At 49.0% G+C, this 25,325-nt stretch carries 24 protein-coding genes; 9 read left to right on the top strand and 15 right to left on the bottom strand.

Translation table 11 applies throughout. The features are described from left to right. The first annotated feature begins 130 nt into the window (after positions 1–130). Positions 131–2,047 carry a VacB/RNase II family 3'-5' exoribonuclease gene (locus B067_RS0102020; RefSeq protein ID WP_019528380.1) on the top strand — a complete coding sequence of 639 codons (1,917 nt, stop codon included), beginning with the start codon at positions 131–133 and terminating at the stop codon, positions 2,045–2,047. A gap of 72 nt (positions 2,048–2,119) precedes the next feature. Here B067_RS0102020 and B067_RS0102025 read toward each other — a convergent pair whose 3' ends face one another. After that, positions 2,120–2,704, bottom strand: coding sequence for a hypothetical protein (locus B067_RS0102025; RefSeq protein WP_019528381.1), 585 nt, complete (start codon positions 2,702–2,704; stop codon positions 2,120–2,122). A 225-nt stretch (positions 2,705–2,929) separates the two neighbouring features. Continuing rightward, positions 2,930–3,232 carry a hypothetical protein gene (locus B067_RS0102030; protein ID WP_019528382.1) on the bottom strand — a complete coding sequence of 101 codons (303 nt, stop codon included), beginning with the start codon at positions 3,230–3,232 and terminating at the stop codon, positions 2,930–2,932. A 482-nt stretch (positions 3,233–3,714) separates the two neighbouring features. On the opposite strand from B067_RS0102030, the gene B067_RS0102035 reads away from it, so the two are divergent. Continuing rightward, positions 3,715–4,977 carry a diguanylate cyclase domain-containing protein gene (locus tag B067_RS0102035; protein ID WP_019528383.1) on the top strand — a complete coding sequence of 421 codons (1,263 nt, stop codon included), beginning with the start codon at positions 3,715–3,717 and terminating at the stop codon, positions 4,975–4,977. Positions 4,978–5,004: 27 nt separating this feature from the next. On the opposite strand, the gene B067_RS0102040 is transcribed toward B067_RS0102035, so the two are convergent. Further along, complete coding sequence (locus B067_RS0102040; protein ID WP_019528384.1) at positions 5,005–6,084, bottom strand: HAD family hydrolase; 1,080 nt, start codon at positions 6,082–6,084, stop codon at positions 5,005–5,007. A 78-nt stretch (positions 6,085–6,162) separates the two neighbouring features. On the opposite strand from B067_RS0102040, the gene B067_RS0102045 reads away from it, so the two are divergent. Then, a complete protein-coding gene (locus B067_RS0102045) occupies positions 6,163–6,936 on the top strand; it encodes a glycerophosphodiester phosphodiesterase family protein (RefSeq protein ID WP_019528385.1) in 774 nt (257 codons plus the stop codon). On the opposite strand, the gene B067_RS0102050 is transcribed toward B067_RS0102045, so the two are convergent. Next, a complete protein-coding gene (locus B067_RS0102050; protein WP_019528386.1) occupies positions 6,933–8,372 on the bottom strand; it encodes an FGGY family carbohydrate kinase in 1,440 nt (479 codons plus the stop codon). The two genes, B067_RS0102045 and B067_RS0102050, sit on opposite strands and share 4 nt — an antisense overlap. An 87-nt stretch (positions 8,373–8,459) precedes the next feature. On the opposite strand from B067_RS0102050, the gene B067_RS0102055 reads away from it, so the two are divergent. Together B067_RS0102055 and cobB are read left to right on the top strand one after the other, a co-directional pair. Then, positions 8,460–8,801: a histidine triad nucleotide-binding protein gene (locus B067_RS0102055; protein WP_019528387.1), complete on the top strand. Its 342-nt coding sequence runs from the start codon at positions 8,460–8,462 to the stop codon at positions 8,799–8,801. A gap of 4 nt (positions 8,802–8,805) precedes the next feature. Beyond that, positions 8,806–9,549, top strand: a complete 744-nt coding sequence (gene cobB / locus B067_RS0102060; RefSeq protein ID WP_019528388.1) for a Sir2 family NAD+-dependent deacetylase — start codon at positions 8,806–8,808, stop codon at positions 9,547–9,549. Here cobB and B067_RS19435 read toward each other — a convergent pair. From B067_RS19435 to B067_RS19440, 5 genes are all read right to left on the bottom strand, one after another. Next, positions 9,503–10,642 carry an HD-GYP domain-containing protein gene (locus B067_RS19435; protein ID WP_019528389.1) on the bottom strand — a complete coding sequence of 380 codons (1,140 nt, stop codon included), beginning with the start codon at positions 10,640–10,642 and terminating at the stop codon, positions 9,503–9,505. The genes cobB and B067_RS19435 overlap by 47 nt on opposite strands. A gap of 148 nt (positions 10,643–10,790) precedes the next feature. Then, positions 10,791–10,997, bottom strand: coding sequence for a YdcH family protein (locus tag B067_RS0102070; protein WP_019528390.1), 207 nt, complete (start codon positions 10,995–10,997; stop codon positions 10,791–10,793). Between the two features lie 43 nt (positions 10,998–11,040). Beyond that, positions 11,041–12,162, bottom strand: coding sequence for an adenylate/guanylate cyclase domain-containing protein (locus tag B067_RS0102075; protein ID WP_019528391.1), 1,122 nt, complete (start codon positions 12,160–12,162; stop codon positions 11,041–11,043). Between the two features lie 163 nt (positions 12,163–12,325). Further along, positions 12,326–13,039, bottom strand: coding sequence for a UPF0149 family protein (locus tag B067_RS0102080; RefSeq protein ID WP_169335534.1), 714 nt, complete (start codon positions 13,037–13,039; stop codon positions 12,326–12,328). 46 nt (positions 13,040–13,085) lie between these two features. Next, positions 13,086–13,730, bottom strand: a complete 645-nt coding sequence (locus B067_RS19440) for a riboflavin synthase (protein WP_035801348.1) — start codon at positions 13,728–13,730, stop codon at positions 13,086–13,088. Between the two features lie 959 nt (positions 13,731–14,689). Here B067_RS19440 and B067_RS19445 point away from each other — a divergent pair. After that, complete coding sequence (locus tag B067_RS19445) at positions 14,690–15,934, top strand: transglycosylase SLT domain-containing protein (protein ID WP_156820725.1); 1,245 nt, start codon at positions 14,690–14,692, stop codon at positions 15,932–15,934. 136 nt (positions 15,935–16,070) lie between these two features. Beyond that, positions 16,071–16,646: an LPP20 family lipoprotein gene (locus B067_RS0102100; protein ID WP_019528396.1), complete on the top strand. Its 576-nt coding sequence runs from the start codon at positions 16,071–16,073 to the stop codon at positions 16,644–16,646. 81 nt (positions 16,647–16,727) lie between these two features. Here B067_RS0102100 and B067_RS0102105 read toward each other — a convergent pair whose 3' ends face one another. The 5 genes from B067_RS0102105 to B067_RS0102125 form a co-directional block, all read right to left on the bottom strand. Then, complete coding sequence (locus B067_RS0102105; RefSeq protein WP_019528397.1) at positions 16,728–16,931, bottom strand: hypothetical protein; 204 nt, start codon at positions 16,929–16,931, stop codon at positions 16,728–16,730. Positions 16,932–17,003: 72 nt separating this feature from the next. Next, positions 17,004–18,887: a DNA topoisomerase IV subunit B gene (parE, locus tag B067_RS0102110; protein ID WP_019528398.1), complete on the bottom strand. Its 1,884-nt coding sequence runs from the start codon at positions 18,885–18,887 to the stop codon at positions 17,004–17,006. A 34-nt stretch (positions 18,888–18,921) separates the two neighbouring features. Further along, on the bottom strand, positions 18,922–19,515 hold the full coding sequence (locus B067_RS0102115; RefSeq protein WP_019528399.1) for a YqiA/YcfP family alpha/beta fold hydrolase: 594 nt from the start codon (positions 19,513–19,515) through the stop codon (positions 18,922–18,924). Positions 19,516–19,645: 130 nt separating this feature from the next. After that, a complete protein-coding gene (cpdA, locus tag B067_RS0102120) occupies positions 19,646–20,452 on the bottom strand; it encodes a 3',5'-cyclic-AMP phosphodiesterase (RefSeq protein ID WP_026244349.1) in 807 nt (268 codons plus the stop codon). A gap of 175 nt (positions 20,453–20,627) precedes the next feature. After that, positions 20,628–21,083 (bottom strand): DUF1249 domain-containing protein, encoded by a 456-nt coding sequence (locus tag B067_RS0102125; RefSeq protein ID WP_035801354.1) that lies wholly within the window; start codon positions 21,081–21,083, stop codon positions 20,628–20,630. Positions 21,084–21,242: 159 nt separating this feature from the next. Between B067_RS0102125 and B067_RS0102130 the strand changes: the two genes are divergently transcribed. Further along, a complete protein-coding gene (locus B067_RS0102130; protein WP_019528402.1) occupies positions 21,243–22,679 on the top strand; it encodes a TolC family outer membrane protein in 1,437 nt (478 codons plus the stop codon). A 7-nt stretch (positions 22,680–22,686) separates the two neighbouring features. Here the strand turns inward: B067_RS0102130 and waaA are convergent, their stop codons facing one another. After that, positions 22,687–23,967, bottom strand: coding sequence for a lipid IV(A) 3-deoxy-D-manno-octulosonic acid transferase (waaA, locus tag B067_RS0102135; protein ID WP_019528403.1), 1,281 nt, complete (start codon positions 23,965–23,967; stop codon positions 22,687–22,689). Positions 23,968–24,098: 131 nt separating this feature from the next. Between waaA and B067_RS0102145 the strand changes: the two genes are divergently transcribed. After that, the gene (locus tag B067_RS0102145; RefSeq protein WP_019528405.1) at positions 24,099–25,322 is read left to right on the top strand and encodes an FAD-dependent oxidoreductase; all 1,224 of its coding nucleotides are present in this window, start codon (positions 24,099–24,101) and stop codon (positions 25,320–25,322) included. Positions 25,323–25,325 lie beyond the last annotated feature (3 nt).

Raw genomic sequence — 25,325 nt, forward strand, 5'->3', positions numbered from 1 at the left:
TTTGGGTTACAAAGCCCGCGCTTTCCGCTAGGCTATGCGGTTTTAATTTGGCGGTTATATAAGGCCTGATCAATACCGCTCTACGCCTTATTCCACCCTGATTAGCACCCTTTGTGCGCCCGGCTACCTTATGTTTGATGTAAACTCACTTTCGCAGCTCAAAGATCTCAAAAAACAAATTGAAGATTCCAAAGAATACGGCACCGGTATAGTCAAAGGGACCGAACGTCGATTTGGCTTTGTGGTGCTGGAGGATGAGCGCGAAATTTTTCTTGCCCCCGATGAAATGGATAAAGTATTCCCCGGCGACAAGGTCAAAATTCAAATACATAGCAATACTGAGGGCAAGGTTAGCGGTGAGCTAATGAAGGTGATTAGCACCCCGCTCAAAACATTTACTGGCCGCTATGTGGTTAAAGGCAAAGGCCATTTTGTCGAGCCCGACTTACCGCGCTTTAAACGCTGGATATTTATCCCCCCTGCGGCTCGCAACAAAGCTCAAAACGGCGACTATATACACTGCAACATCAGCCGCCACGCCTATCCCGATGCTAAGCCACAGGCCAAAGTACTCACAGTGATAGGCAACGATGCCAGCCCCGGCATAGAAGCGGAATACAGCCGCTACAAGTTTCAGTTAGAGCAAGTACTGCCCGACAACTGGCAGGATGACATCAAAGCGGTAGACCTAAGCCAGCGCCAAGATTTCAGCGCGCTTAATTTTGTCACCATAGACGCACCCAGTACCCAGGATATGGATGACGCGCTCTTTATAGAAGCCACCGAGCAAGGCTGGCAGCTTAGCGTCGCCATCGCCGATCCCGACGCCTTTATTAGCGAAAACTCAGCGGTAGACAAAGAAGCCCAGCGCCGCGCCAGCTCGATCTATATGCCCGGCCACACGATTACCATGCTGCCCGAACAACTGTCAGTAGAGCATTGCTCACTACACCCCGAACAAAACCGCGCCGCCTTAATTTGCCGTATGGATATAAGCAGCGAAGGTATCATCAGCGATTACCAGCTACTTGAAGCGACCATCTGCTCCAAGGCCAAGCTCAGCTATTACGAAGTCGCTAATCATCTCGATGGCCAAAGCAGCGAACACCCCCAAGCCGAGCTACTCACCTTGCTACAGCAAGCCAGTAGTGCCCTGTTGGCCCAACGCCAACTAGCCAACATAGTCGGCAGCGGCAGACCCGAGTTTCGCATACGCCTTAACGAGCAGGGCAAAATAGACAGCATAGAGCCCGGGGTAAAAACTAGCGCCCACTTATTAGTCGAAGAGTGCATGGTGGCCGCCAACAGCTGCGCCGCTAACTTTATGGATCAACAAGGCCTGTTTCACGGCCACGTAGGCTTTAGGCCCGAGCGCTTAGAAGGCGTGAGAAAATTAATAGACGAGCAACTGGGCCTTAGCGATATAGACCTAGAAAGCGTCGCCGGTTATCGCCAGCTCAGCCACAGCATAGAAGACGACAAGCTAGACTTCCCCGTGCGCAGTGTCTTAAGCCGCATGCTAGAGCGCGGCCGCCTTTACACCGCGCCCACCCCGCACTTTGGCATGGGCATGGAGCGCTACACCACGTTCACCTCACCGATACGCAAATACAGCGATCTGCTGGTGCACAGAATTATCAAAGCCAAACTAGCGGGTAAAACCCACACGGTAAAAGAGCAGGACTTAGTCGCTCTGCAAGATAGCTTAGATAGAGCCAGGCAGGCGCGCTGGCAAATGGAGCAGTGGCTTAAGTGCCAATACTTGCAAGCCTTTAAAGGCCAAGAATTGGCCGGCACCGTCTGCCAAATTAACAGCAATGGCTTTACCGTGCGCTTGCAAAACAATGGCGTAGAAGGTGTAGTCGATACCCGCAAGCTGAAAGAGAAATACAGCTTTGACCCTCTGCGCCTACGCTTAAGCAGTAAAGATGTGGTGATAGAGTTGGACCAAGCGGTGACCATAACCATCGCCCAGCTAGACGTGAAGCAGCGCAGCATACAGTTTGCCTTAGTCAACAAGGCCGACGCTGAGCCTAGCGCCAGCTAAAACCCATGCTGCTCCCATAAAAAAACGGCCGTTATTACACGGCCGTTTTTTTATGCACTATACAATCAAGACTTAGCCACGATTGGCTACTATCTTGGCGCGGCGCTCTAAGCGCTTGATGTGTAAATTCAAATCCATTTTGCAATGGCCGCAGGTGGTGGTGAAGGCTTGCTCATGGCCACAGCGCGGGCAACTAATGCTGTCACCGTCAGGCTTGGCGGCGGCGACCTTTGCGACAGGCGCTGGTTGAGACTCTTCCGTAACCTCAGGCGCCGGTGCTAACTCCGGCTCGGGTTCTGCAACAGGCTCGGCCACGGCTACAGGCGCTGCTGACGCAGGCTCATCCATAGTGGCTACGATGTCGGTAAATACCGGCTTAGCCGGGGCAGACTCTGTGACAGGCTCTGCGACGGGTTCAGCCTTGGCAGCGTTGGCTTTAATGACCGCATGGGCGCCCAGCTGCTGTAGGCGGGTACTTAGACGCACCGCCTGTTTTTTATCCAGGCCACGCTTTAAGGCCACCGGCTTACCGCCAAATAATTTATCCAGCTGCGCTGCACTCAATTTAAAAGCCGCCCCAACCTTAGACTTAACGTCGTCCAAAGACTCGCTGTTCAGCAATTTCCCGGTAAGAACAACACTGTATGTTTCTGACATTGGTAACCCTATCTTAGTATCGGCAGGTGCTAAGTGAAATATTTAAGCCTTATAAATCATCAAGTTAGGCTTAGAAAACTCTCGCGCCACCTCGTTATTATACGTTTTTATAGCGATGGTAAAAATTATGATCACGAAATAATACCGACCATGAAAAAATTCGCAAGCACCACGTTAGCGATGCTTGTAGATAATAGTCTTGGAGGTGGTTGGCGAGCTGAATAGTTAGTGCCGTAGTAGCGGGGAATGAAGATAATGTTGTGCTAGCAGTATCAAGCGCTGCTGCTCGAATGTCTCCTTCACTTGGGCAACCACAACTATCATCTCATGTACGTCCATCGCACGTAGATATTCGCTAATATCCCTGCGGCTAGCGTGCTCCAATGAAGGTTCCCTATGCTGCACAATATCCAGCAATAACTGGCCGGACTCATCCAATTCGGTATCGGCGTCAAAAATTAACCGTGTAAACATATCGACTATGGCCATCTCACTGATGCAACCATTTTCATCTAACTGTGTAAGCATACGCCCCCCGCGTATTATTGCTCTGCACCCGCCTAACTCAAGGGCTCACCTATTAGTATGGTTAATATATTACTGATTGCACAAAATATACCCAAATTTTTTGCAATACGATCGTGTATTTGGTGATAAATAACCCATACGCTTACAACGACTAAGACTTAGGGATATGCATAGCAGCCTCAGGGCCGGCACAGGCTATAGCCTAAATCTAGCCATTAACCCCACTAACAGGCTCAACCTACATCTTGAATCTAGCTTGAGCATATTTCACTGACCATACTATTTTTACTGCCCTTGCGGTTTTTTGTGCGTGCATATATCCATTTATAATGGTTCAATTCTCTTTACCGCTCATACTATAAAACACATAAACTCACATTAGCGGCATTAGTAAAAACCCTCAGCATATGCTTGACTGTATGAATAAAGCAGCTCCCACAAAACGCATATAGCTATTGTTTACCTAGGTATTATAAAAAAAAATGAAAAAGATTTTAATTGTTGAAGACAGCACCACGGTCACCAAAATATTACGCCATCTGGTCAATCAACAGCCCGATATCGAAGCATTTTTTGCCGGCAGCCTCGCGGAGAGTGAAGAAGTATACCAAGCCCATAAAGACGAAATTTTTGCCGCCGTCGTCGACCTCAATTTGCCTGATGCTCCCGATGGCGAAAGCGTCGATCACTTTCTTGCCAAAAAAATCCCCGTTATAGTATTAAGCGCCAACTACAAAGAAGAAACCCGTAGCGCCCTACTAGACAAAGGCATCGTTGACTACGTCATTAAAGAGAGCCGCTACTCTTACAACTATGTATTTAAACTGGTGCGCAGGCTAGATAAAAACCAACATATTAAAGTGTTAGTCGTTGAGGATTCTAGGCCTACCCGCGCCTTTATACGGCTATTATTGCAAAGGCATTTATACCAAGTATTAGAAGCCACTAACGGCCTAGAAGCACTGGATGTACTCAAAGACAACACCGACATTAAGATGCTGATCACCGATTATCATATGCCAGAGATGGACGGCTTCGCCCTAGTTAAGGCCCTGCGTCAAAACGTTGATAAATCCGATCTAATTATTATTGGGCTGTCCGGTGAAGGTGAGAGTTCGCTATCCGCCAAATTCATTAAAAATGGTGCCAATGACTTTTTGCAAAAACCCTTTTTTCACGAAGAGTTTCATTGCCGCATCATGCACAATATTGAAAACCTAGAATTACTAGAAAGCATACAAGACGCAGCCAATCGTGACTATTTAACTAATCTGCACAATCGTCGTTATTTTTACAGCAAAGGAGAAGCGCAATACCAACTAGCGGTTAAAAATGGATCCCCCATAGCCGTTGCTATTTTCGATATCGATAAGTTTAAAAAAATAAATGATAACTATGGTCATAAAATTGGCGATCAAGTACTACGGTTTTTAGCCGATGAAATACGCCATAACCTGTTGCACTTCCTAGTAGCACGTATGGGTGGCGAGCAGTTCTGCGCTATCTTCCCCAACCTAAAGAATGAACAAGCCATGACCTTAATGGATAGGCTAAGAAGTATAGTTAGCGACACCAGCATCCCCATAGAACACGAGGACCAAGACATAGACATCACCATTAGTGTAGGTGTGACTAACTATGTGCACGACAGCCTAGAGCAACAAATTAATTACGCCAGTGAATTACTATCACATGCTAAAGAGGCTGGTAGAAACATCGTTGTGGGTGATGATGACGAGCTATAAGCTCGTCATCATAAACGGCTGCAGCCGCTAAAAAACCTGCTTAAAGTCATTTTTGATACTAATAACTAACCACTTTTTTTCTAACGCCAAGGCCTGTATCTGTTCGGCACCTTTGTTATAACGGTATTCCCGAACGGCATCATCATGCTTAACTAGCATTAGCAAAGACTTGCTTTTGCCACTAGCTACGTAGTTAAGCATGGCAATATCATTATCATCGTTGCCTACGGCTATTACCGGCCGCCGCCCTATATGGCGTTCTATGTTGACCGGCTTGCCCTCATCATTATTAATAGGCGCAACAAATTCATTACCACGTATCAACTCACTGCTGCTAGCTCGCCACATTAACATAGCGCTGGAGCCTATAACGTTTTCTACCGGTATATTAAACAAGGTCTGCGATAAAGCGCGCATAAACTGGGTATCACTACTATCCACCAAATACACTTGGTACTGATGCGCTTGCAAGTAGCGTATTAACGCCTGCATAGGCTGATACGCCAAGGCTAAATAATTTTTTTTATACTCGGGATGCTTGGCCTGCTTAAAAAAATGCTGCACATAATAATCATAGGCGGTTTGTGCTTGACCTTCATGAGCCTTTAATAACATTAGATATAAAGTGGAATAATTAAGTCTTTGCAAATAGCCTTCATCCCCTCTGGCTACCGACTTCCAAGGCTGTTTAGACTTTAACGAGGGCTGGCGCTGTAACTGTTTGATCAATTCTTTATGGATAAAAGCCATCATCGCTTTTTGCGGCCGCTCAACCCATAAGCTGCCATCCAAATCAAACACCGCCACCCTCTCAGCTACGGGTAAATAATGTTTGCCGCCTAGCTGTATCGATTGCTGCACAAAATGCTCTATCGCTTGTTTAATCGCGCCCGCTTGCCAACTGTTTAACATCGCCACAGTGTGCTGAGCGGGTACCGATGACTGTGGCGCAGCTTCAGCCACAGTGGTATTTTGCTCACTATTATCCGTCAATTGTTGCTGCGGTGGTTGCTGTATCGGTGTACAAGCCAGTAACAGATTTACCCCTAGCCACAAGCATAGCCAGCGAGGTAAATAACACGCAAAATTGGGGCTAGCTTTTTTCACCCTTGACCACCTTATAAGTTTAACGTTTACTGATTTAACCATTAGCTAGTGTAGCAATTGCAGATTAATAAAACGCTTATGATAACAGCTCTTTCCAGCACAGAATTTAGTCACCGTTTAGTGGCCCATCGCGGCTGGCCCCAGCGCTACCCTGAGAATAGCTATGCCGGTATTAAAGCGGCCTTAGAGCTAGGCCTGCAACATATAGAAATCGATGTCCATCTCAGCGCCGATCTGGTGCCCGTGGTATGCCACGACCACCATTTAATACGGTTGTGCGGGCAAGACAACGATGTGCGCTTAACCACCCTAGAACAACTACAAGCCTTTAGCTTTCACGAACCTGGGCGCCTTGGCCCGCAGCATTACCCTACCAAGCTAATGACCTTGGCCGATTGCGCAACCTTAATAGCCCAATACCCCAGCGCAACCTTGTATGTAGAAATAAAACGTAAAAGCCTTTACCACTTTGGCCGCAGCACGGTATTACAGGCGATAGACCTAGCCTTAAAACCCATACAGCAGCAAAGCGCGTTAATCAGTTTTGATATAGCCGTTTTGCAACTCGCCCAGCGCCAGCAATTAGGCTATCCCTTAATACCGGTGCTACTCAATACCCAGCAGTGGTATGACAAGGATATTAAACAACTGCAACCACCCTACGTGTTTTGTGACGATGATGATTTAGACCCTGCGCAAAACCTGCACGCCATACCCTATCCCGCAGTGGTGTATGAGATAGCCGATTACGAAAAAGCCATGGCACTACTGGCACGAGGGGCGCTACGCATAGAAAGTTTTTGCTGTGGTGAATTAATCGCTGCCCATGCAGCACATGTCGCCAGTACTTAATGCTGTAAACGCTGCAGCAAAGCCGTGCGCCATTGCTGATAGCGCTGCAATAACACGCGATTATCCTGCGGCGTAAATACCCGTTCTATCGTATGCGGCCACTGGGCAGGCTTGCCCGCCAACAAAAAAGCCGCGCCTCTGGCACTGGCCTCCACCATAGTACTGCGTTCAACCCTAAGGCCGCTGACATCACTAAGTCGCTGGCACAGGGCATCACTGCGGGATAGGCCACCACTAACCGTAATAAACGATAAGTGCTTATTTTCACTGCTGATGCATTCTATATTGCGCTGCAATAAAAACACGATGCTTTCGGCAACCGCGGCCAAACACAGAGTCTTATTGGCCAGCTCATCATGGATAAACTCTGCGGCTATATCACTGCGCCAATCAGGGGAACCCAGCCCACTAATCGTATTAATAAACAGCGACATATTTTCAGGCTGGTTATCGGCTAAGTGCAAACAGGCATCCAGGGGCAGGGCAACATCTTTCACATCGGTTTGCTGGGCCACCGACTGCAGTGCCACCCCAGCACCGTTAACGGTACCTTCCAAACAATAATATGCCTGACTAGACCAATGCACGATGCTATTAAGCAGACCATTGCGACAAGCGGTGTTAGCAACTGGGTTTAATAAAAACGCACCCGTGCCCATATTGATACTCAGTTGCTGCGGCTGTAACTCGCCCTGGGCAAAAGCCGCCGCGCATTGATCGCCGGTGAGTAATTTCATCGGCAGGCTAAGATCACCCAATTCTAACTGGCCTATAGTTGCATCACTGACTACTAGGCTAGGTAAATAATCAAGACTTAACCCCCATAACGCCAACATCTGTGGGCACCACTGCCCCGTCGCCACATCCAATAATAAGGTACGGCTGGCATTGCCTCTGTCCACCACTAGCGGTTTATTCGCCAATAAGCCATAAGCTAAATAACAGGCCAGCGGTGCCAACAGCAACTGCTTTTGTTGGGCGGCGGTTTTTACCGCGGCATTATGTTGCAACAGCCAGCACATTTTGCTGGCAGAGAAATGGCCATTGGCCATTAAGCCGGTGCGCTCATAAATGTGCTGTACATCATCCGCACTGCTGGGCACATGCTCGGCGGCACGGGTATCCTGCCAACTCAATACCGGGCTAAGCAGCTCACCGTTAACGGGATTAAAAGCTATTAAACTGGAACGCTGGGTGACTAAACCACAGGCGGTTAATGCCGCGCGTTGCGACGCGCTTAATTGCGCCACCACCGCATGGGCACAGCTACGCAGGCTAGCCACTAGCTGCGCCGCATCTTGCTCTACACGGCTGCCCTGCCGCTGCTCAGTAACCGCTAACTGACTTTGCGCCACACACTGGCCCTGACGATCAAACACCATAGCCCGGCTGGAGCTGCCGCCTTGGTCTAAACATAAATACAATGCATCATTCATCGTTTTACTATAGCCAGCAATTGCTAGAGAGGAAAATCCTGCAGCAATGTTATAAGCTTGCGCTAGTCATACACACAAGAGGTTAAGATGGACTGTTTATTTTGCGCCATTAACAATAAAGAGATACCCGCTGACATCATCTATGAAGATGAGCGCGTTACCGTTTTTAAAGACATACAGGCTCAAGCGCCACTGCATATGCTCACCATACCAAAAAAACATATCAGCACCATTAATGATATGGGCGAGGACGATAAAGACTTGCTGGGCCATATGATTTACACCGCCAAAACGGTGGCCGCGCAACAAGGCTATGAGCAAGACGGTTACCGTTTGGTGATGAACTGCAATGAACAGGGCGGCCAAACTGTATACCACATACATCTGCATATGTTGGCCGGACGACAAATGACCTGGCCGCCCGGTTAAGCCCATGCTGCGTTATCACAATATTGTGGTGCTAACCGGTGCCGGTATCTCTGCGGAGTCGGGCATACGCACCTTTAGGGCCGCCGATGGCCTGTGGGAAGATCACCGCGTAGAAGATGTCGCCACCCCCGAAGCCTTTGAACGCAACCCCGAGTTAGTACACCGTTTTTACAATGAACGTCGCCAGCACTTACTCAACAATATACAGCCCAATGCCGGGCACTTGGCTTTGGTCGAATTAGAGCAGGCCTTGCAACAGCAGGGAGGTGAATTTTTATTAATCACCCAAAATATAGACAACCTACACGAGCAGGCAGGCAGCAAACAGCTGCGCCACATGCACGGCGAGTTGCTTAAGCTGCGCTGCCAACACAGCCAACAAGTGTTTGATTGGCTAGAATCCAGCCACCCGCAACTGCCCTGCCCCTGCTGCCAAGTGGCGGGAAATCTTAGGCCACATGTGGTGTGGTTTGGGGAAATGCCTTTATATATGGATGAGATAGAGCAGGCGCTTAGCCGCTGCGATTGTTTTATTTCTATAGGTACTTCGGGGAATGTCTATCCAGCCGCCGGTTTTTTTCAAGTGGCCAAGCAACACGGCGCCCACACCGTAGAGTTAAACTTAGAGCCTTCGCAGGCGGGCAGTTATTTTGACGAACAACAGTACGGCCCCGCCAGCCAGTTACTACCTAACTATATTGCTACTTTGCTGAACCACCCAACTGCTGGCGATGAGCCGACAAAATAGCCGCTACCGCCTGATTAAAAATACCTACCCAATAGCCGCTTAACTGTTTACCGGCACACTCATTAATGGTTTTAACGGCACGGATAATTGGCCGCTTTTGTTGATGGCTATAGGCGCGTTGATGGGTAAGCGCGTCAAAGGTGTCGGCGATAGCAATGATTTTTGCACCATCGCAAATTTTATCCTCACGTAAACCATTAGGGTAGCCGGTGCCATCTACCGCTTCGTGATGCTGGGCCACTATCTCTTTGGCCGCCTGCCAACGCGGTATGTGGGTTAATAACTGCATACTGCTTTGCACGTGGGAGCGCATCAAGGCGATCTCGTCATCTTCTAAACGATTTTCTTTATGCCACAGTTCTATAGGCACACAGGCCATGCCAAAATCATGGGCGTAAACCGCCACCGCCAAACTCATTTCATCCACCGGTTGGCCGGCTAGCTGGTTTAAACTCAACGCCATTTTTAAAATTCTATCGCTGCGCCCGGACCAAAACTTTGAACGCGCCTCTACCGAACACATTAACCCCTTATAAAAACTCAATTCCTCCTGCTGGCTAAAGGCATAGAGCTGCAAAAAATCCTCTTGATAACTATCCAGCGTATCGCTGTGACTGATTTCTGCTACCGCCGGGTCTAACAGGCGTATGGTGCGGGCAATTAAGGCTTCGTTATCTGCGCTGTTTGAGGATTGTAACTGGGCCAGATTATCGGTGATGCGTTGTATAAAAATCGCGTCATAGGCTACCGAACCATCACGCTGAAAATCTTCCACGAAGGTTTTGGCATCATCGAGTAATAACAGCATTAAATCACCCAGCAAAGGGCTATAGGCCATGCGCTGTTGCTTTAACAGCAGCAGTAAATCATCCAGCGCTGCCAGCAAGGGCATTAACGGGGTAAAACCCACCACACCCAAATCACCTTTTATGGTGTGTACGGCGCGGCATAGCTGCTGTATTAACTCAAGATTATGAGGCTGGCTATCGAGTTGTACTAGGGCGGACTCACTACGTTGGTAATGAATAGCAATATCATCAACCAACTCTTGGGTTAATGTGGGCTCTAGTATGTCGGACTCGAACAAAACCATGGTGTATTCCACAGCGCGCAGCCATCGGCATTAGAATCTTCTAAAGCGTGTCAGCGCTGTTAATTGCGAAAAGTGTAATCGTACAGCGCTGTATCGGCCTAGCAAGCAAAACATTGAACAAGACTTGTACGCCCTGTTATGCATCTACTTATGCATCTAAGTCGGGAATTAAGCGGCAGCGCACCCGCGCTATCAGGTCTTTGATGCGTAGCTTTTCTCGTTTTAAGCGTTGTAGCTTTAACTGATCGGCGGAGACGCTGGCGTGTAGCTGAGTAATTTGCTCATCTAATTGCTGGTGCTGGGTGCGCAAAGCTAGCAACTCTGCGCTTAAATAATTGTCGTTATTATCGGTCATCGGGTATCACCATCAACAAAACTTATCCCCTAAAAAGAAAGGTTTAGCCACTAATCATATTATCGACAAAACGTTTAATACACTGCTGGCCGGCCAAATCCATAGTGGTAAATTCTAAGCTGCAACGAAAACCCTGGCTGGTAGATTCGCAGTGCAGCACTCTGGCATACAGCGCGCTGGTATCGGCCGCCAGTAAGTTTAGCGCCACCTCTAGCTTGATTTCTGAAAAATGCTCCAAAGGCACCGGGCTTAAAATCAAAAAACCGTGATAGCCTATATCGATAACCTCGGCCTTACAGTGCTGGCTTTTTATTTGTTTGCCTTGCACCACCTGAAAATAACAGGGCATATTAACCGCCACGCGAGGGCTTTTACGAATTTCACGCCTAGGCACAGTCATGGTACGCGGCTGAGTAGTGCCTAATAGCTCATATAATAGCACGGGCTTACGCTGCCCCTTCACTTGCACGCTATTCGATTGCCCTACTAGGGTATAGGTCTGCGCCAGTTTAAAGGTAGCCTCACTCATCAGTATTTGGCCGCGTAAGCTTTGTGCTTCTATACGCGACACCAAATTAACAGCATCACCCATCACTGTGTACTGCTGCGGTTGGTCAGCCGCTACATTGCCCGCTAATACGGTACCGGTATTGATACCTATACCCATAAATAACTCGGGAAACCCTAACTCTTTGTTTTGCCGGTTGTAATCATTCATGGCGTGCTGCATTGCAATCGCACACGCTAACGCGGGCTCCACACCATCTGCCTCAACGTGGTCCATGCCAAACAACACCCGCATAGCATCACCCACTACATGCTCTATATAGCCACCATAGCGCTGTACTAGCTCAGACATTAGCGCATAAAAGCGATTAAGCAGGTTCATCAACATATTGGCGGAATAGGTTTCAGCCAAGGCGGCAAAACCGCGTATATCGGCCCGCAGGATAGTCACTGTACGGGACTCGGCGCGGCACTCTTGATGTTGTGCTGGCTCTAGCGATGGCTGCTTAATTAAGGGGCTGTCAGCTAACACCGCCGCGATACGATCTTGCAGCTGTTGATGCACGACATTGCGTTCAAATTGGGTAGGCAAATAGGCTTCAACAATCTTGCTGATCTTGGCGGCCAGAACCTTGTGCTCACTGCTAGACGGGCTCATAGACAAATACCTTAAAGCGAATATTCATCTCTAAAGTAAAGCCTACTAGCGACGAATTAACCACTATTTACCCGGCTAATCACCAGCCCATTAACGTAGTTAACACTATACCTAAAAATAAGTTTAAGCCTTTATAATCAATTGTTTAGCAAACACCGCCGCTTTAATGCAAGCAGCACTTGGCAAAAATCTCACCGCTGCCACAGGGGCAGAGCTGATCCCTAGCCACGGGCTCCAACGCTAAAAATAATTGGTCGGCATCGTGCTGGGTGCTTGAGTTCCGCCACTGCCCTCGCACGTCAGCATACACCGCCAGCACCTCATCAAACCATTGGTAGGCTTCTTGTAGTTGCTGCTGTGCGGCGGGCTCGGTAGCGCTATTATCCGCGCCAAAACCCTCTTCAAATTGCAGTTGATCGCTGACCAACACATCGGTAAACGCACTGGCTAAATTAAGCGCGGCAGTCACGGCATCATCTATAGCCTCGTCGTCTATATCCATTAGCGCCAGCTCCCACAGTTCATCCAAGTATTGGTGGGCAAACAAAAAGCCTTCACACCACAGTCCTAATTGGCGCTGCTGCTCTAGGCTGCTGGGGCAAAAGAAGGGCAGTAACTGGCCCTGCTCTAGGCTCCGCTCCAAGACTTGCATATCGTCCACTAACAGGGCCAAAAAGCGCTTAGCCTCGGCCTTGTTATCAAATTGCGGCTCATCATCTAACCAAATAAGCTCAAACCATTCCGAGGGTTTAACCGGCTCCGGTGAGCAAGCTATGGCAAATAAAAAGCCCTGTAAGCGCTGATAATCCAGCACAGCATCACCTAGCTTATGTAAAAAAACTTTCAATTCTTTGTCGTTGGCAGACAGGGTAATCATATAACTCACTTCTAACATTAGGCTTTGTTCAACTAGGCATTGTTCATTAGGAATTGTTCAACAAGCCCGAAAACAACTCGGGCTGGGAGCTAAGCACACGTTCCACAGTATCGACGATAGTTTGGGTTTGCCTATCTATCTCTATATTGACGCTATCGCCTATGTGCTTGCTGCCATGGGTGGTGACTCGCAGGGTTTCTGGTATATAACACACCGTAAATTGCTGTTTCGCTCTGTCTATTTTGGCTACGGTAAGGCTACAGCCATTAATGGCAATAAAGCCTTTTTCAAAGACATATTTCATCAGCTGCGCTGGCAACTGATAAGTCACAAAGCGATTATTTTCCGGCTCAGCTATAGCGACTAACTGCGCGCTGCTATCTATATGGCCAGACAGTATATGGCCGCCCACCTCTACCCCTTGCTTGGCGGAACGCTCTATATTAACACTATAGCCTACGCGTAAATCGGCTAGGGTAGTGACATCTAAAGTCTGCTGCATAATATCAAAGCTAACGTCCTCGCCCACCATGCCCGTTACGCTTAAACATACACCATCAATCGATACGCTAGCCCCTATCAATAAATCCTCTAATAAGCTGGCGTTAAGCTGTACCGTCACCGTTAATAAACCCGGTAAACGCTGTAGCTGGGTCACTGTAAATGCGCCCTGCACTATACCTGTATACATATAACCTCTGTGCTTTTTAAACACCACTGACTCAGTACTACCACTCGGCAGCACCTTTATTTTTGGTAAAATTTCACTAACGTACTGACAGGGCATTATCTGCCGGCATTTTCAATTACGATAGTGTGGTAAACCACCCAAGCCCAAGGGCTTTTAGCCTACGCCGGTGCCATTATAATATCACTTGCTATGTGTGGGCTGGACTTTTCCACCCACCCAACAGCGCTGATTACTCCTATAAGCTTACTAGCGCAAGCGTCTATTGTATGCGTATGGCTGGCCGTTGCCATTAATCTTTTTATTGATTTACCCGACACTATCGACCTTAGCCTCAATAGTTTTGTACTGTATTTAATCGTAAAAAGCAGCATAAAATGCCGGCGCTTAAGCGTCACTCAATACAGCTTATGAAAAACCATGCCATGCTTTCACACTTTGGGGGGGTTATCTTAAGAGGCGTTTTATTATGAGGCTTTGTGTTATAAAGCTTTGTATCATAAGGATTAGCCGCTACGCCCTAAGCCTTAGTTTCTAGCGCTTACAGCTATCATTTTTAACGGTGACGGGGCCAAGCAACGCAACATTCGCGGCGTTGTATAGGGGTGGCGCATTAAGCGGCTTGTTAGTCCTGTAGCTTAAGCGCTGTAGTTCAGCTCAGTGGTTTAAGCCGCATAACTGGCCAATAAACATAAACCAATTACTAAAGCTAACAAGCCTGCCAATATAGAGTCCTGCAACACATACTCTCCAAAACAGTTTTACATCAAATCATTTCTGCATCAAAAATAAACACAGTCTGTGGATGCTGTCTCTGTAAAGTTGCATGTAAAGCTACCCAAACGCCGCAGCTTTAAAAACAGTATATGCCTTAAATAGCAATATGCCAGCCGCCGCTTAAGCTAGCACAGCAAGTGTTTTTTGTTATAGTAAACCCTCGCCTACCCGCTAAGGATGCCAGCATGCACACGGCCCAGCCTCTATTGCCATCGCCCCTATGTCTATTAATGCTAGCCACTATGCTACTGGCGCCGCTATCACAGGCTAACAACCTAAAGGACGCCTTTGCAGAGCTAGAATTAGAGCAAAGCAGCGGCGCTAACCACAAACCGGCAACAGCGCATAAAAATCCCGCTGCGGTTAGCGAATTTGAACAATGGCAAAGCCAGCAGCAACAACAATACGCCAATTATAAGCAAGCCTACTTCAAAGCCCTGCATGATTATAAACAGAACATACTGGCACAATGGCAAAACGCTGAGATCAGCGATAAAAAAAACTGGGTAGAATACTCCGATGATTTACAAACCAAGCGCGTAGTAGACTTTGCCAATAATGAAATACGCATTAGCGTGCTAGACAACAACCTAAGTAACGAGCAACTAGACCAGCTCATAAAAGCTAACCTCAGCTACCTACTGGCGCAAACCCCTAATAGCGCCAGAAAAAACGACCCCGTACTCAAACTAGCCGGCAGCGTAAGCGACAGCAGCGACGCCATTAGCCGCAGCACTATTTTATCGGAGCTGGCCGACTACAGCCGCAACAGCTTTAGCATGCAGGCCGCCGAACTGGCGCAACACGCGGTAATACAACAACCCAGCTCCAGCGGCAACGCACAATATAAAACGCCTACCGTTATTACTATTAAGCTACCCCCCAGCAGTGTGCGCGAGCGCGCCAAAAAATATCAAAACTTAGTCGCCAACAATGCCAGCCGTTACCAGTTGGACCCGACATTGGTTTTTGCCATCATGCATACCGAAAGCGCCTTTAACCCGCTGGCGCGCTCCCATGTGCCTGCCTATGGTTTAATGCAAATCGTGCCAGAATCTGCTGGCCGCGACGTGGCCCTGCGTCTATACGGCAAAGATCAAATCTTATCGCCAGACTACCTCTACAATGCCAGTAACAATGTGCAGGCAGGCGCGACCTATATCCATATTCTGTATTATTCCTATTTAAAAGCCGTAGAAAATCCATTGAGCAGACTGTACTGCGTCATAGCCGCTTATAATACCGGCGCGGGCAATGTTGCTAGGGCCTTTGTCAATCAACGCAGCCTACAACGCGCCCTGCCTATCATTAACCAGCTCAGCCCGCAGCAAGTGTATCAGCGCTTAGTGGAACACTTACCCTATGAAGAAACCCGCCACTATTTACAGCGCGTGGTCAGCCGCCAGCAACTCTATGGTGAATCTTCTTGAGAGGGATTAATCGCCCTCGGACTTTACTTGTGCAGCCAAAAGACATACATTTTAGCGAGACAATACCCTGCCAATTTAGGGCTACCCACTCACGGTAAGCAGGCAGCACAGCAGATATAAAACGAAAGGAACCGATATGAAAACCCTAAACTTAGCTACTCTTGGCCTTGCGGCTAGTGTTTTACTAACCGCCTGTGGCGGCAGCCCCACCAAGGAAGAGCTGGCAAAAGCCGACCCCTACCCCGCCTGGTTTTACAATCCCACGGTAGAGAACGGCATAGCCGCTGCCAGCTGCGTGCCCATCCCCGGCAGCAATGTGTCGGTGGCGCAAAAACAAGCCACCGCCAATGGCCGTGCTAATCTGGCTTTTCAAATAGAAACCAAAGTTAAAGCCATGGATAAAACCTATGACCGCGTCACCACCACCAACGCAGGGTCATCTACCGGAGGTACCTTTGAGAGCGTTTCTAAACAAGTCACCCAACAAAGCCTATCGGGCTCACGGGCGATTAAATTTGAGCGTGTGCTAGACGATGATAAAAAAATGATGTGCGCGCTAGTCGCTTTAACGCCAGAGGCGACTAACCAGCTGTTTAAAAGCCTGGTCAAATCAGCCGAGGTTAATTTATCACCCGATCATGAATCGGTATTAAAAGAACAGTTTATGGCCTACAAGGCGCAACAAGAACTAGATCAAGAATTGATGAAGTAAGACTATCGTCATAGCTATCAAGGCAGCTTAGGCTGCCTTTTTATTGCTCTAATTATACTGTCGGCTATTAATAGCACCCATTTAAGCGCTGATTTTTTTATAAAGCTCGACTAAGAACAACAGCCACAAAGCCACGGCGGCGATTAAGCGGTAGGGCTTGGGCTTAGCGACCGGCGTTGAGGTATCTTGCTGAGCACGCCGGATATTATTAGAGCCACAGGCCGGACAGGCACCGCTAATAAACTTTTTACCTTGGTAGCTGCAATCTAGGCAGTGATAATCCATAAAAAAACCCCGTTGTCGATATGCCTTTAGCATAGCGCAAAACAACGGGGTTTTTACTAAGGGCTTAGGAATTTATATCTCAGCCATATCGCCTTTACTTTCCAGCCAAATCTTTCTATCGCCACTGCGCTTTTTCGCCAACAGCATATCCATCATTTGATTGGTCTCGTCATCGGCCTCTAAAGTTAAACGCACTAGGCGGCGAGTGTCGGCATCCATAACTGTTTCGCGCAATTGCAGCGGGTTCATTTCACCCAAACCTTTAAAGCGTTGCACCCCTACCTTACCGCGTTTTTTCTCGGCCTCTATGCGATCCAACACCCCTTTCTTTTCAGACTCATCTAGGGCGTAAAAAACTTCTTTACCTACGTCTATACGATACAGCGGCGGCATGGCGACATAGATATGGCCCGCCGTCACTAGGGGACGGAAGTGGCGTAAAAACAGCGCGCAAATTAAGGTAGCGATATGCAAACCGTCGGAGTCCGCATCCGCCAATATGCAGATTTTGTGATAGCGCAGGCCGCTAAGATCGTTGGAGTCAGGGTCCACACCTATGGCCACGGCGATATTATGTACCTCTTCTGAGGCCAGTATCTCTTGTGAATCCACTTCCCAAGTATTTAAGATTTTACCCCGCAGTGGCAGTATCGCCTGAAACTGTCGGTCGCGCGCTTGCTTGGCAGAGCCTCCCGCCGAGTCACCCTCTACCAAAAACAATTCACCGCGCTCAGGCTCACCGCTAGAGCAGTCGGCCAATTTTCCAGGCAGTGCCGGGCCGCTGGTGACTTTTTTACGCGCCACTTTTTTCGATTTTTTCATGCGTGTCTGTGCATTATTAATACACATGTCGGCAATTTTTTCGGCTTCTTCAGTATGATGATTTAACCATAGGCTAAAGGCATCTTTGGCCACGCCCGAAACAAAGGCCGCCGCTTCGCGCGAACTTAAACGTTCTTTGGTTTGGCCTGAAAACTGTGGGTCAGATAACTTCGATGACAGTATGTAGCTACACTTATCCCACACATCATCCGGCGCCAACTTAATACCGCGTGGCAATAAATGTCGAAATTCACAAAACTCGCGCAACGCGTCTAATAAACCGGAACGCAAACCATTAACGTGCGTACCGCCTTGCGCCGTGGGGATCAAGTTAACATAGGACTCGGTGATCAGTTCGCCACCTTCAGGCAACCATTGCACCGCCCAATCCACCCCTTCGCTAGAGCCACTAAAGCTGCCTATAAAAGGATCTGCCGGTAGTGTTTCCCAACCCTGGGTATGGGATAGTAAATAATCTTTTAAACCATCTTCGTAAAACCACTGTTCTTTTTCGCCGCTGGCTTCATCGACAAAACTTACCTGCAAACCCGGACATAACACTGCCTTAGCTCTAAGCACATGTTTTAAACGCAGCAGTGAAAACTTGGCGGAATCAAAATAACTGCCATTGGGCATAAACCGTATGCTGGTGCCGGTATTGCGTTTGCCGCAGCTATCTATCACTTTTAAGTCGCTGCTTTTTTCGCCGTTGGCAAAAGCGATATGGTGCACTTGGCCATCACGGCGTATGGTGACATCTAAGCTTGTCGAGAGGGCGTTAACTACCGACACCCCCACCCCGTGCAAACCGCCGGAAAATTGGTAGTTATCGTTACTGAATTTGCCACCTGCGTGTAAGGTACACAGTATCACCTCTACCCCAGGCAGGCCTTGCTCGGGATGCATATCCACTGGCATGCCTCTACCGTCGTCGGTACACGTCAGCGAGCCATCTTTGTGTACGATCACATCTATTTTAGTCGCGTGCCCCGCCAGCGCTTCATCGACACTGTTGTCTATGATTTCTTGGGCTAGATGGTTGGGACGGGTGGTATCGGTGTACATGCCCGGGCGCTTGCGCACCGGGTCTAAGCCGGTTAAGACCTCTATGGATTTTGCGTTGTATTCACTCATATTTTATCTGTCGTCGCTAAACCGTGGGCACTGACTAGCCGTCGCTTAATTCTAAAAACTGCAGCACTGCGGGTAAATGTTGTTCAAAGTTTTCGAAGCGGTGGTTGCCACCCTCTTCTATGTGTTGCGGGCTTTTGCCATAGTATTTTTTAGCCCAGCGGTAATTTAACGTTTCATCACCGGTTTGCAGCATTAGCCAGTAGTTTTGGGGATGCTGCATGGCGCTGCACTCTATCTCCACCAACTCTTGCAAATGCGCTTGGGTCAGCAGAAATTTTTCACCGGTGTGAAAATTCGTGTTCTCGCCCAATAACACCGGCATCAATTTTGAGGGCTTCACCGCGGGGTTCACCAATACCGCTTTTAGCTGATACAGCTCCCCTACCATGGTGGCCATAAAGCCCCCTAGCGAGCTGCCTATCATGCCTATTTTGTCACGGCCCTTGGCTATTTCCGACTCAATGACGGCTTTAATCGCATCAAAGGCAGCAGCGGGGTAATTAGGAAAACTAGGGGCTAGATAATCAATCTCTGGGCAATATTGTTTAATATAATCGCCGACAGCAAGTGCTTTTTCTGACTGACCTGAACTACTAAAACCGTGTATATAGAGTAACAAGGGGCGCATACTTCGAGCCTGTTTAAATTTTAATCGACACTATTCTATGGGAAGCACGAGCATACCCGTTGCCACCGCTTTGGGGAAGGTTTGCGCCCATAAAGTTGAGGGAAAGTTGTGGAAAACACTGCTGGAAAAGCTAGTAACCGTCGGCGTTATCGTAGTGTATATCAAAGTCTACCGCCGTGACCCGCGAGACGCCGCTGGCAATACTGCCATCGGCATGCAAATCCAACCAGCGGTAACCGGGGTTTAACCTATCCAGTTTAAAACGCTCACTGGCGGGGGCAAATTGCACACAGGTAGAAGGAGTGGACATCAACTGCACGCCCTTACGCTGGCTATCTAATTGCTGATGGACGTGACCCCATACAATGCCACGCACCTGCGGGCAACTGTCGACGATGGTAAAAAAATCATCGGCATTGCTCACCTTCTGTTCATCCAGCCAAGCGCATCCTATATTTACCGGGTGGTGATGCAGGCATAGCAACACATGGCTATCACCGGCATTATCCAATTGCTGCTGTAAGTAGTGCAGCTCCTGCTCGCTAAAACTGCCGCCTACCAGGCCTCTGGCGGTAGAGTCCAGCATGATAATTAACCAGCCCGCCAGCGTGGCCGACTTCACCAAAGGCTGGCCCAAGGCTTGCTCTATTAAAGTGGGGTCGTCATGGTTACCGGGCAGCCACAGGGTTTCGGGGGCGACATGCTGAGTTAGGCGCTGAAAGCGCTGGTAGGCCGCTACGCTGGCGTGGTTGGCTATATCGCCGGTGGCTAGGAGTAAGTCGCAACCGTCTTGCTCTTGCTCGATAAGGTCTAACACAGCACTGAGGCTGTGATCGGTGTCGAGGTTGAGTAAGCGCTCACCCGGCTGCTCGCCCAAATGACTATCGGTTAGTTGTAACACCCTCAATGCTACCGGCGTATCTACTGTTGCTGCCAAACTCGTCAAACCCTTAGCTGGTAACGTCGGCAACTATGCACTGATACACCTATGCCGCGCGCTATGTGAATATATCTGCCATTAACTGTCTAGATTATGGCGCATAAACTTTACTCTATCCCCTGAGCGGGAAGTGCGTCTAGTAACTATTTTACTAAAGCGCTGTTTTTTTACCCTAAAGACAGCTCAGTGGCTGATCGACATGGCCAAAATTTACACAATGTTTTAACCACTGCCCCAATAATTTGTTTAACTGTGCTTTTTCATCGCGTTGAAACATGGATTTATTGGGGTAATCATAGTTAGAGCGCAAACGGTGGTTGCCGTGAAAAGCCGACACCTCCGCCATGCGCGCATCATGGTATACCCGCAAGGTAAAGTGCGGCGCCGGCGCCCAATCTAGCTGGCCGGCAAAGCTCGACTCCAGCTGGCTAAACTCCATAATCGTGGTGTAGGCGCAACGCTCCAATACCTCAAGCCGAAAGTGCGCGCGCTGCTGGGCGGGCAGCTGCACCCAAAACTCACGCAAGCTGACACTAGCCATGTCAGGCATAAGCTTCATCACCCTCGCATAATTGGCTTCACATTCGGCCATTTGCCCCGCTAAATCGGTTGTTTGTTTTTTTAGCATGTTTACATCTATACCACTTTCTAGGAATATGCTCTCTACCGAGAGTTTAGCAGCTCTGGCTAGGCAATTCTTATAATCACTGTACATCCTTCTATACTAGCCAGCCCTGCAACTAACTCCATCTTCACGATACAATTTTCATGCTAAACAGGACAGTTTATGAAAGCTTATACGCGGCCGCTTACCTCCATCGTTATGGCCCTTAGTTGCATAACAGCCAGCTATGCCGACACCTTGCAAGATATCTATGAGTTGGCACTGAGCAATGATGCCAAGCTGAAAGCCGCCGAGGCCAACTACCGTGCCAATATAGAAACAGAAGAACAGGCCTTTTCACAATTACTGCCCCAGATAGTCGGCACCGCCAGCTATACAAAATCCGATAACGATGTATTAAGCCGAGGTGCTAATTTAACTCCCGGTGTGCCCAATGCCTTTTACTCGGCCACAGATACCCAAACCGATAGCGAAGAAGAAAACTATAGTATTAGCCTGCAGCAAAAAGTATTTGATTTACCCACTTGGTTTGATTTTAAAGGTGGCAAGGCCATTACCAAACAGGCCGAAGCACAACTAGCCGCTGACCAACAGGCCCTGATGGTACGCACCGTAGAAGCCTATTTTAATGTGCTGCGCGCCAGAGACAACTTAGAGGCCGCCAAAGCCGAGGAGCAAGCTACCAAGCGCCAGCTAGAACAAACTCAGCAACGCTACGATGTCGGCCTTATCGCCATTACAGATGTACACGAAGCCCGTGCGGTATACGACAACACCATGGTGCAAAGGCTTAGTTTTGAAGGTGAGCTGGGCACAAGCTACGAAGCCCTAAGCGTATTAACTGGCACGGCACACCATAACCTGTGGGAACTAAGAGAAGACTATGCCATAGCAGCCCCCGTGCCTGTTGAGCGTGATAGTTGGGTGGAATTTGCCCTAAAAAATAATCATCTGCTGGCTGCCGCCCATGCAGCCACCGAAGCCTCCCACCTCAGTGCCAAATCCAAAAAAATGGAACATATGCCCAAGGTTACCGCCAGCTATAGTTACAACGATAATAGCCGAGATGGCGACAGCTACAGCCGCACTCACAACATCGATGACTTTTTTTACAACGATACTGAAGGCAGCACTTGGGGCGTGACTCTGACCATCCCTCTATATTCCGGCGGTGGCGTAAGTTCACAGCGCCGCGAAGCCTATGAGCGCTACAACGCAACCCTGCAAAACGAAATTGATACCCGCCGCACCACCATTCAATCTACCCGCTCATTGCACTTAAATGTGATGACCGATGTACAAAGAGTGAAGGCGCGCGCCAGAAGTATTACCTCTACCCGTAGCGCCTTAGAGGCAACGGAAGCAGGCTATGAAGTGGGCACCCGTAATATTGTTGATGTTTTGCAGTCTCGACGCAGCTTATACGCAGCGATACGCGATTACGCCAATTCACGCTACGACTATGTCATTAACATGCTCAAGCTCAAGCAACAGGCCGGCACCTTAAGCCCACAGGACATTATTAATCTCAATAAAGCACTGGTTGTCGCAGCCGCTCCTAGCGCCAAAGATATAAAACTCAGCGCCAACCAGTACTAAGCCAAAGCTAGCCCAAAAAACGCGCCAACAAATCCAGTAGCTGCGCCAGCGCACCTCGGTTAGCGGCTACCATTTGCTGTGCCGCCTGCCCCTGACACAGGCGCTCGCTGGGTTGCTGTAAGCGCTGCAATTGCGCAGCTAAACCCTTTGCATCCTGCACTTGGGTCAACGCCTGCGCCTCTATCAGCGCCTGGCTAATCGCTAAGAAATTAAAATCACTGGGCCCAGTTAATACCGGTAAACCCCAAGCTGCTGGTTCCAACATATTATGGCCGCCGCTGGCCACTAAGCTGCCGCCAACAAAGGCGATATCAGCCGCACCTAGTAATAGCATCATCTCGCCCATGCTATCGCCCACATACACCTGCACCGATGCATCCGGCAACTCACCACTGGAACGCAATAAGCTAGTAAACCCCTGAGCCTGAACTAACTGTGCCACCGTATTAAAACGCTCGGGGTGGCGCGGTACTAAAATCAATAAGGCATCGGGGTATTGCGCCAGCCACAGGCGGTGAGCCGCTAATATAATCTCGTCTTCGCCTTTATGGGTGCTGGCCGCTATCCACACTATGCGCTGGCCCTGCTGGCTGCACTGGGCTTTAAGCTGTTGCGCCTGCTGCTGTAAGGGCTCGCTGATACTGATATCAAACTTAATACTGCCGGTAACGACGACCTTATCTGCTGCCATAGCCAAATCTACAAACCTTGCGGCATCGGCCTCAGTTTGCGCCGCTACCAAGCTTAGGTTCTGTAACATGGGTTTACTGAGCGCAGCAAAGCGCTGATAACCCGCTGCCGACTTTGCCGATAGCCTAGCGTTAACCAACACCGTCGGTATACCACGACGCTGGCAGGCCGCCAGCGTATTGGGCCACAGCTCGGTTTCCATAATCACTAACAGCTCAGGTTGAATGCGCTGCAAAAACCGCTGCAGGCAGCAGGGTAAATCGTAGGGTGCATAAACGTGGAATACGCTATCCGCTAACAGCGCCTTAACCCGCTCCGAGCCGGTGGGGGTCATGGTGGTCATGACTATGGTTTTATCGGGATAGCGTTGCTGTAATTCTTTCACCAAAGGCACCGCCGCGATGGTTTCGCCCATAGACACGGTATGCACCCAGATACAGTTCTGTAACGTAACTTTTGAATGAGTTGCCGTAAAAAAACCAAAGCGCTCAGCAATACGCTGCCTATAGGCAGGTGCCTTAATACTGCGCAATAGCAAGCGCAACACAATCAGCGGCGTAATCAAATAATAAAAAGCGGTGTATAAGGCCAGCGCCATAAGGGATGTTCCATGTACAAGACGGATGATTTTAGCCTGCAAGCATAGCAGCCCACCGCGCCTCACGGCAAAATACGATATACTGCCCCCCTTTCAAGCCATAACCTTTTGCCCGCAGGATTTAGCCATTAATGAGTCACAGTAGCATTGAAGTCGATATAGTTATTATGGGCGGCGGCATCGCCGGGCTATGGCTATTAAATCGTTTATGCAGCCAAGGCTATAACGCCATATTATTTGAACAAGGCGATGTAGGTGGCGCGCAAACCATCGCCTCACAGGGCATGATACACGGCGGTATTAAATACGCCTTAAGCGGCGCACTCAGCGGCGCCTCAGAAGCCATAGCCGATATGCCTGAGCATTGGCGGCGTTGCTTGCATGGTGAAGGGGATGTCGACTTACGCAACACCAAAGTGCTAAGCGACCACTTCTATTTATGGTCCACCGCCTCTATAGCCTCTAAATTCACTTCGTTTTTTGCCAGCAAACTCACCCGCGGCCGCGTTGAAAAAGCCCGCCGCGAGGATTACCCTGCCGCCTTTACCAACCCGGCCTTTAAAGGCAACGTCTACCGTTTAGTCGATCTGGTATTAGACGTACCCTCGCTGTTAAAAAATCTAAGCAGCCATGGCGCCGGCAGAATTTTTTCTAGCGCCAACAGCAACTGTCAGTGGCAGAGTAATGGCCAAGCTATAGAAGCGCTTAATTTGCAGCAGGGCGACCGCCACTATCAGATCAAAGCTCAACGTTTTATTTTTAGCGCCGGCAAAGGCAATGGCGAGTTGATGCAACAACTAGGCATACAAAAACCCGCCATGCAGCTGCGCCCCTTGCAGCAGGTGTTAGTAAAACACTCGCATGCATTGCCGCTATACGCCCATTGCATGGGTAACAACCCCTCACCGCGCTTAACCATTTCTTCACACGCCACCGCCGATGGCAAAACCGTGTGGTATTTGGGCGGAGACTTAGCCACCGAGCACGCCAATAGCGATAGCGCGACGTTGATAGCGAAAGCGCAGCAAGAGTTGGCAGAACTATTCCCTTGGCTGGATCTTAGTGACGCCGAGTGGGCCACCTTACGCATAGACCGCGCCGAGCCCAAGCAAAAAGGTTTAATCAAACCCGACCAAGCCTTTGCCGAAACCACCGCCGCTGTCACCAATGCCATCATTGCTTGGCCCACTAAGCTCACCCTAGTACCCAATCTTGCCGATCAAGTTACCGCGCTGTTGGCCGCCGATAATATCCAACCACAAGCAGGTGCGCTTAGCCCTGAGCTAGTGCACTTAACCACGCCCACTATTGCCAGCCCCTGCTGGGAAACCTTGTTTAATAAAACCGGCGTATAAAGA

It is taken from the genome of Dasania marina DSM 21967, from assembly GCF_000373485.1.
Classification (GTDB): domain Bacteria; phylum Pseudomonadota; class Gammaproteobacteria; order Pseudomonadales; family Dasaniaceae; genus Dasania; species Dasania marina.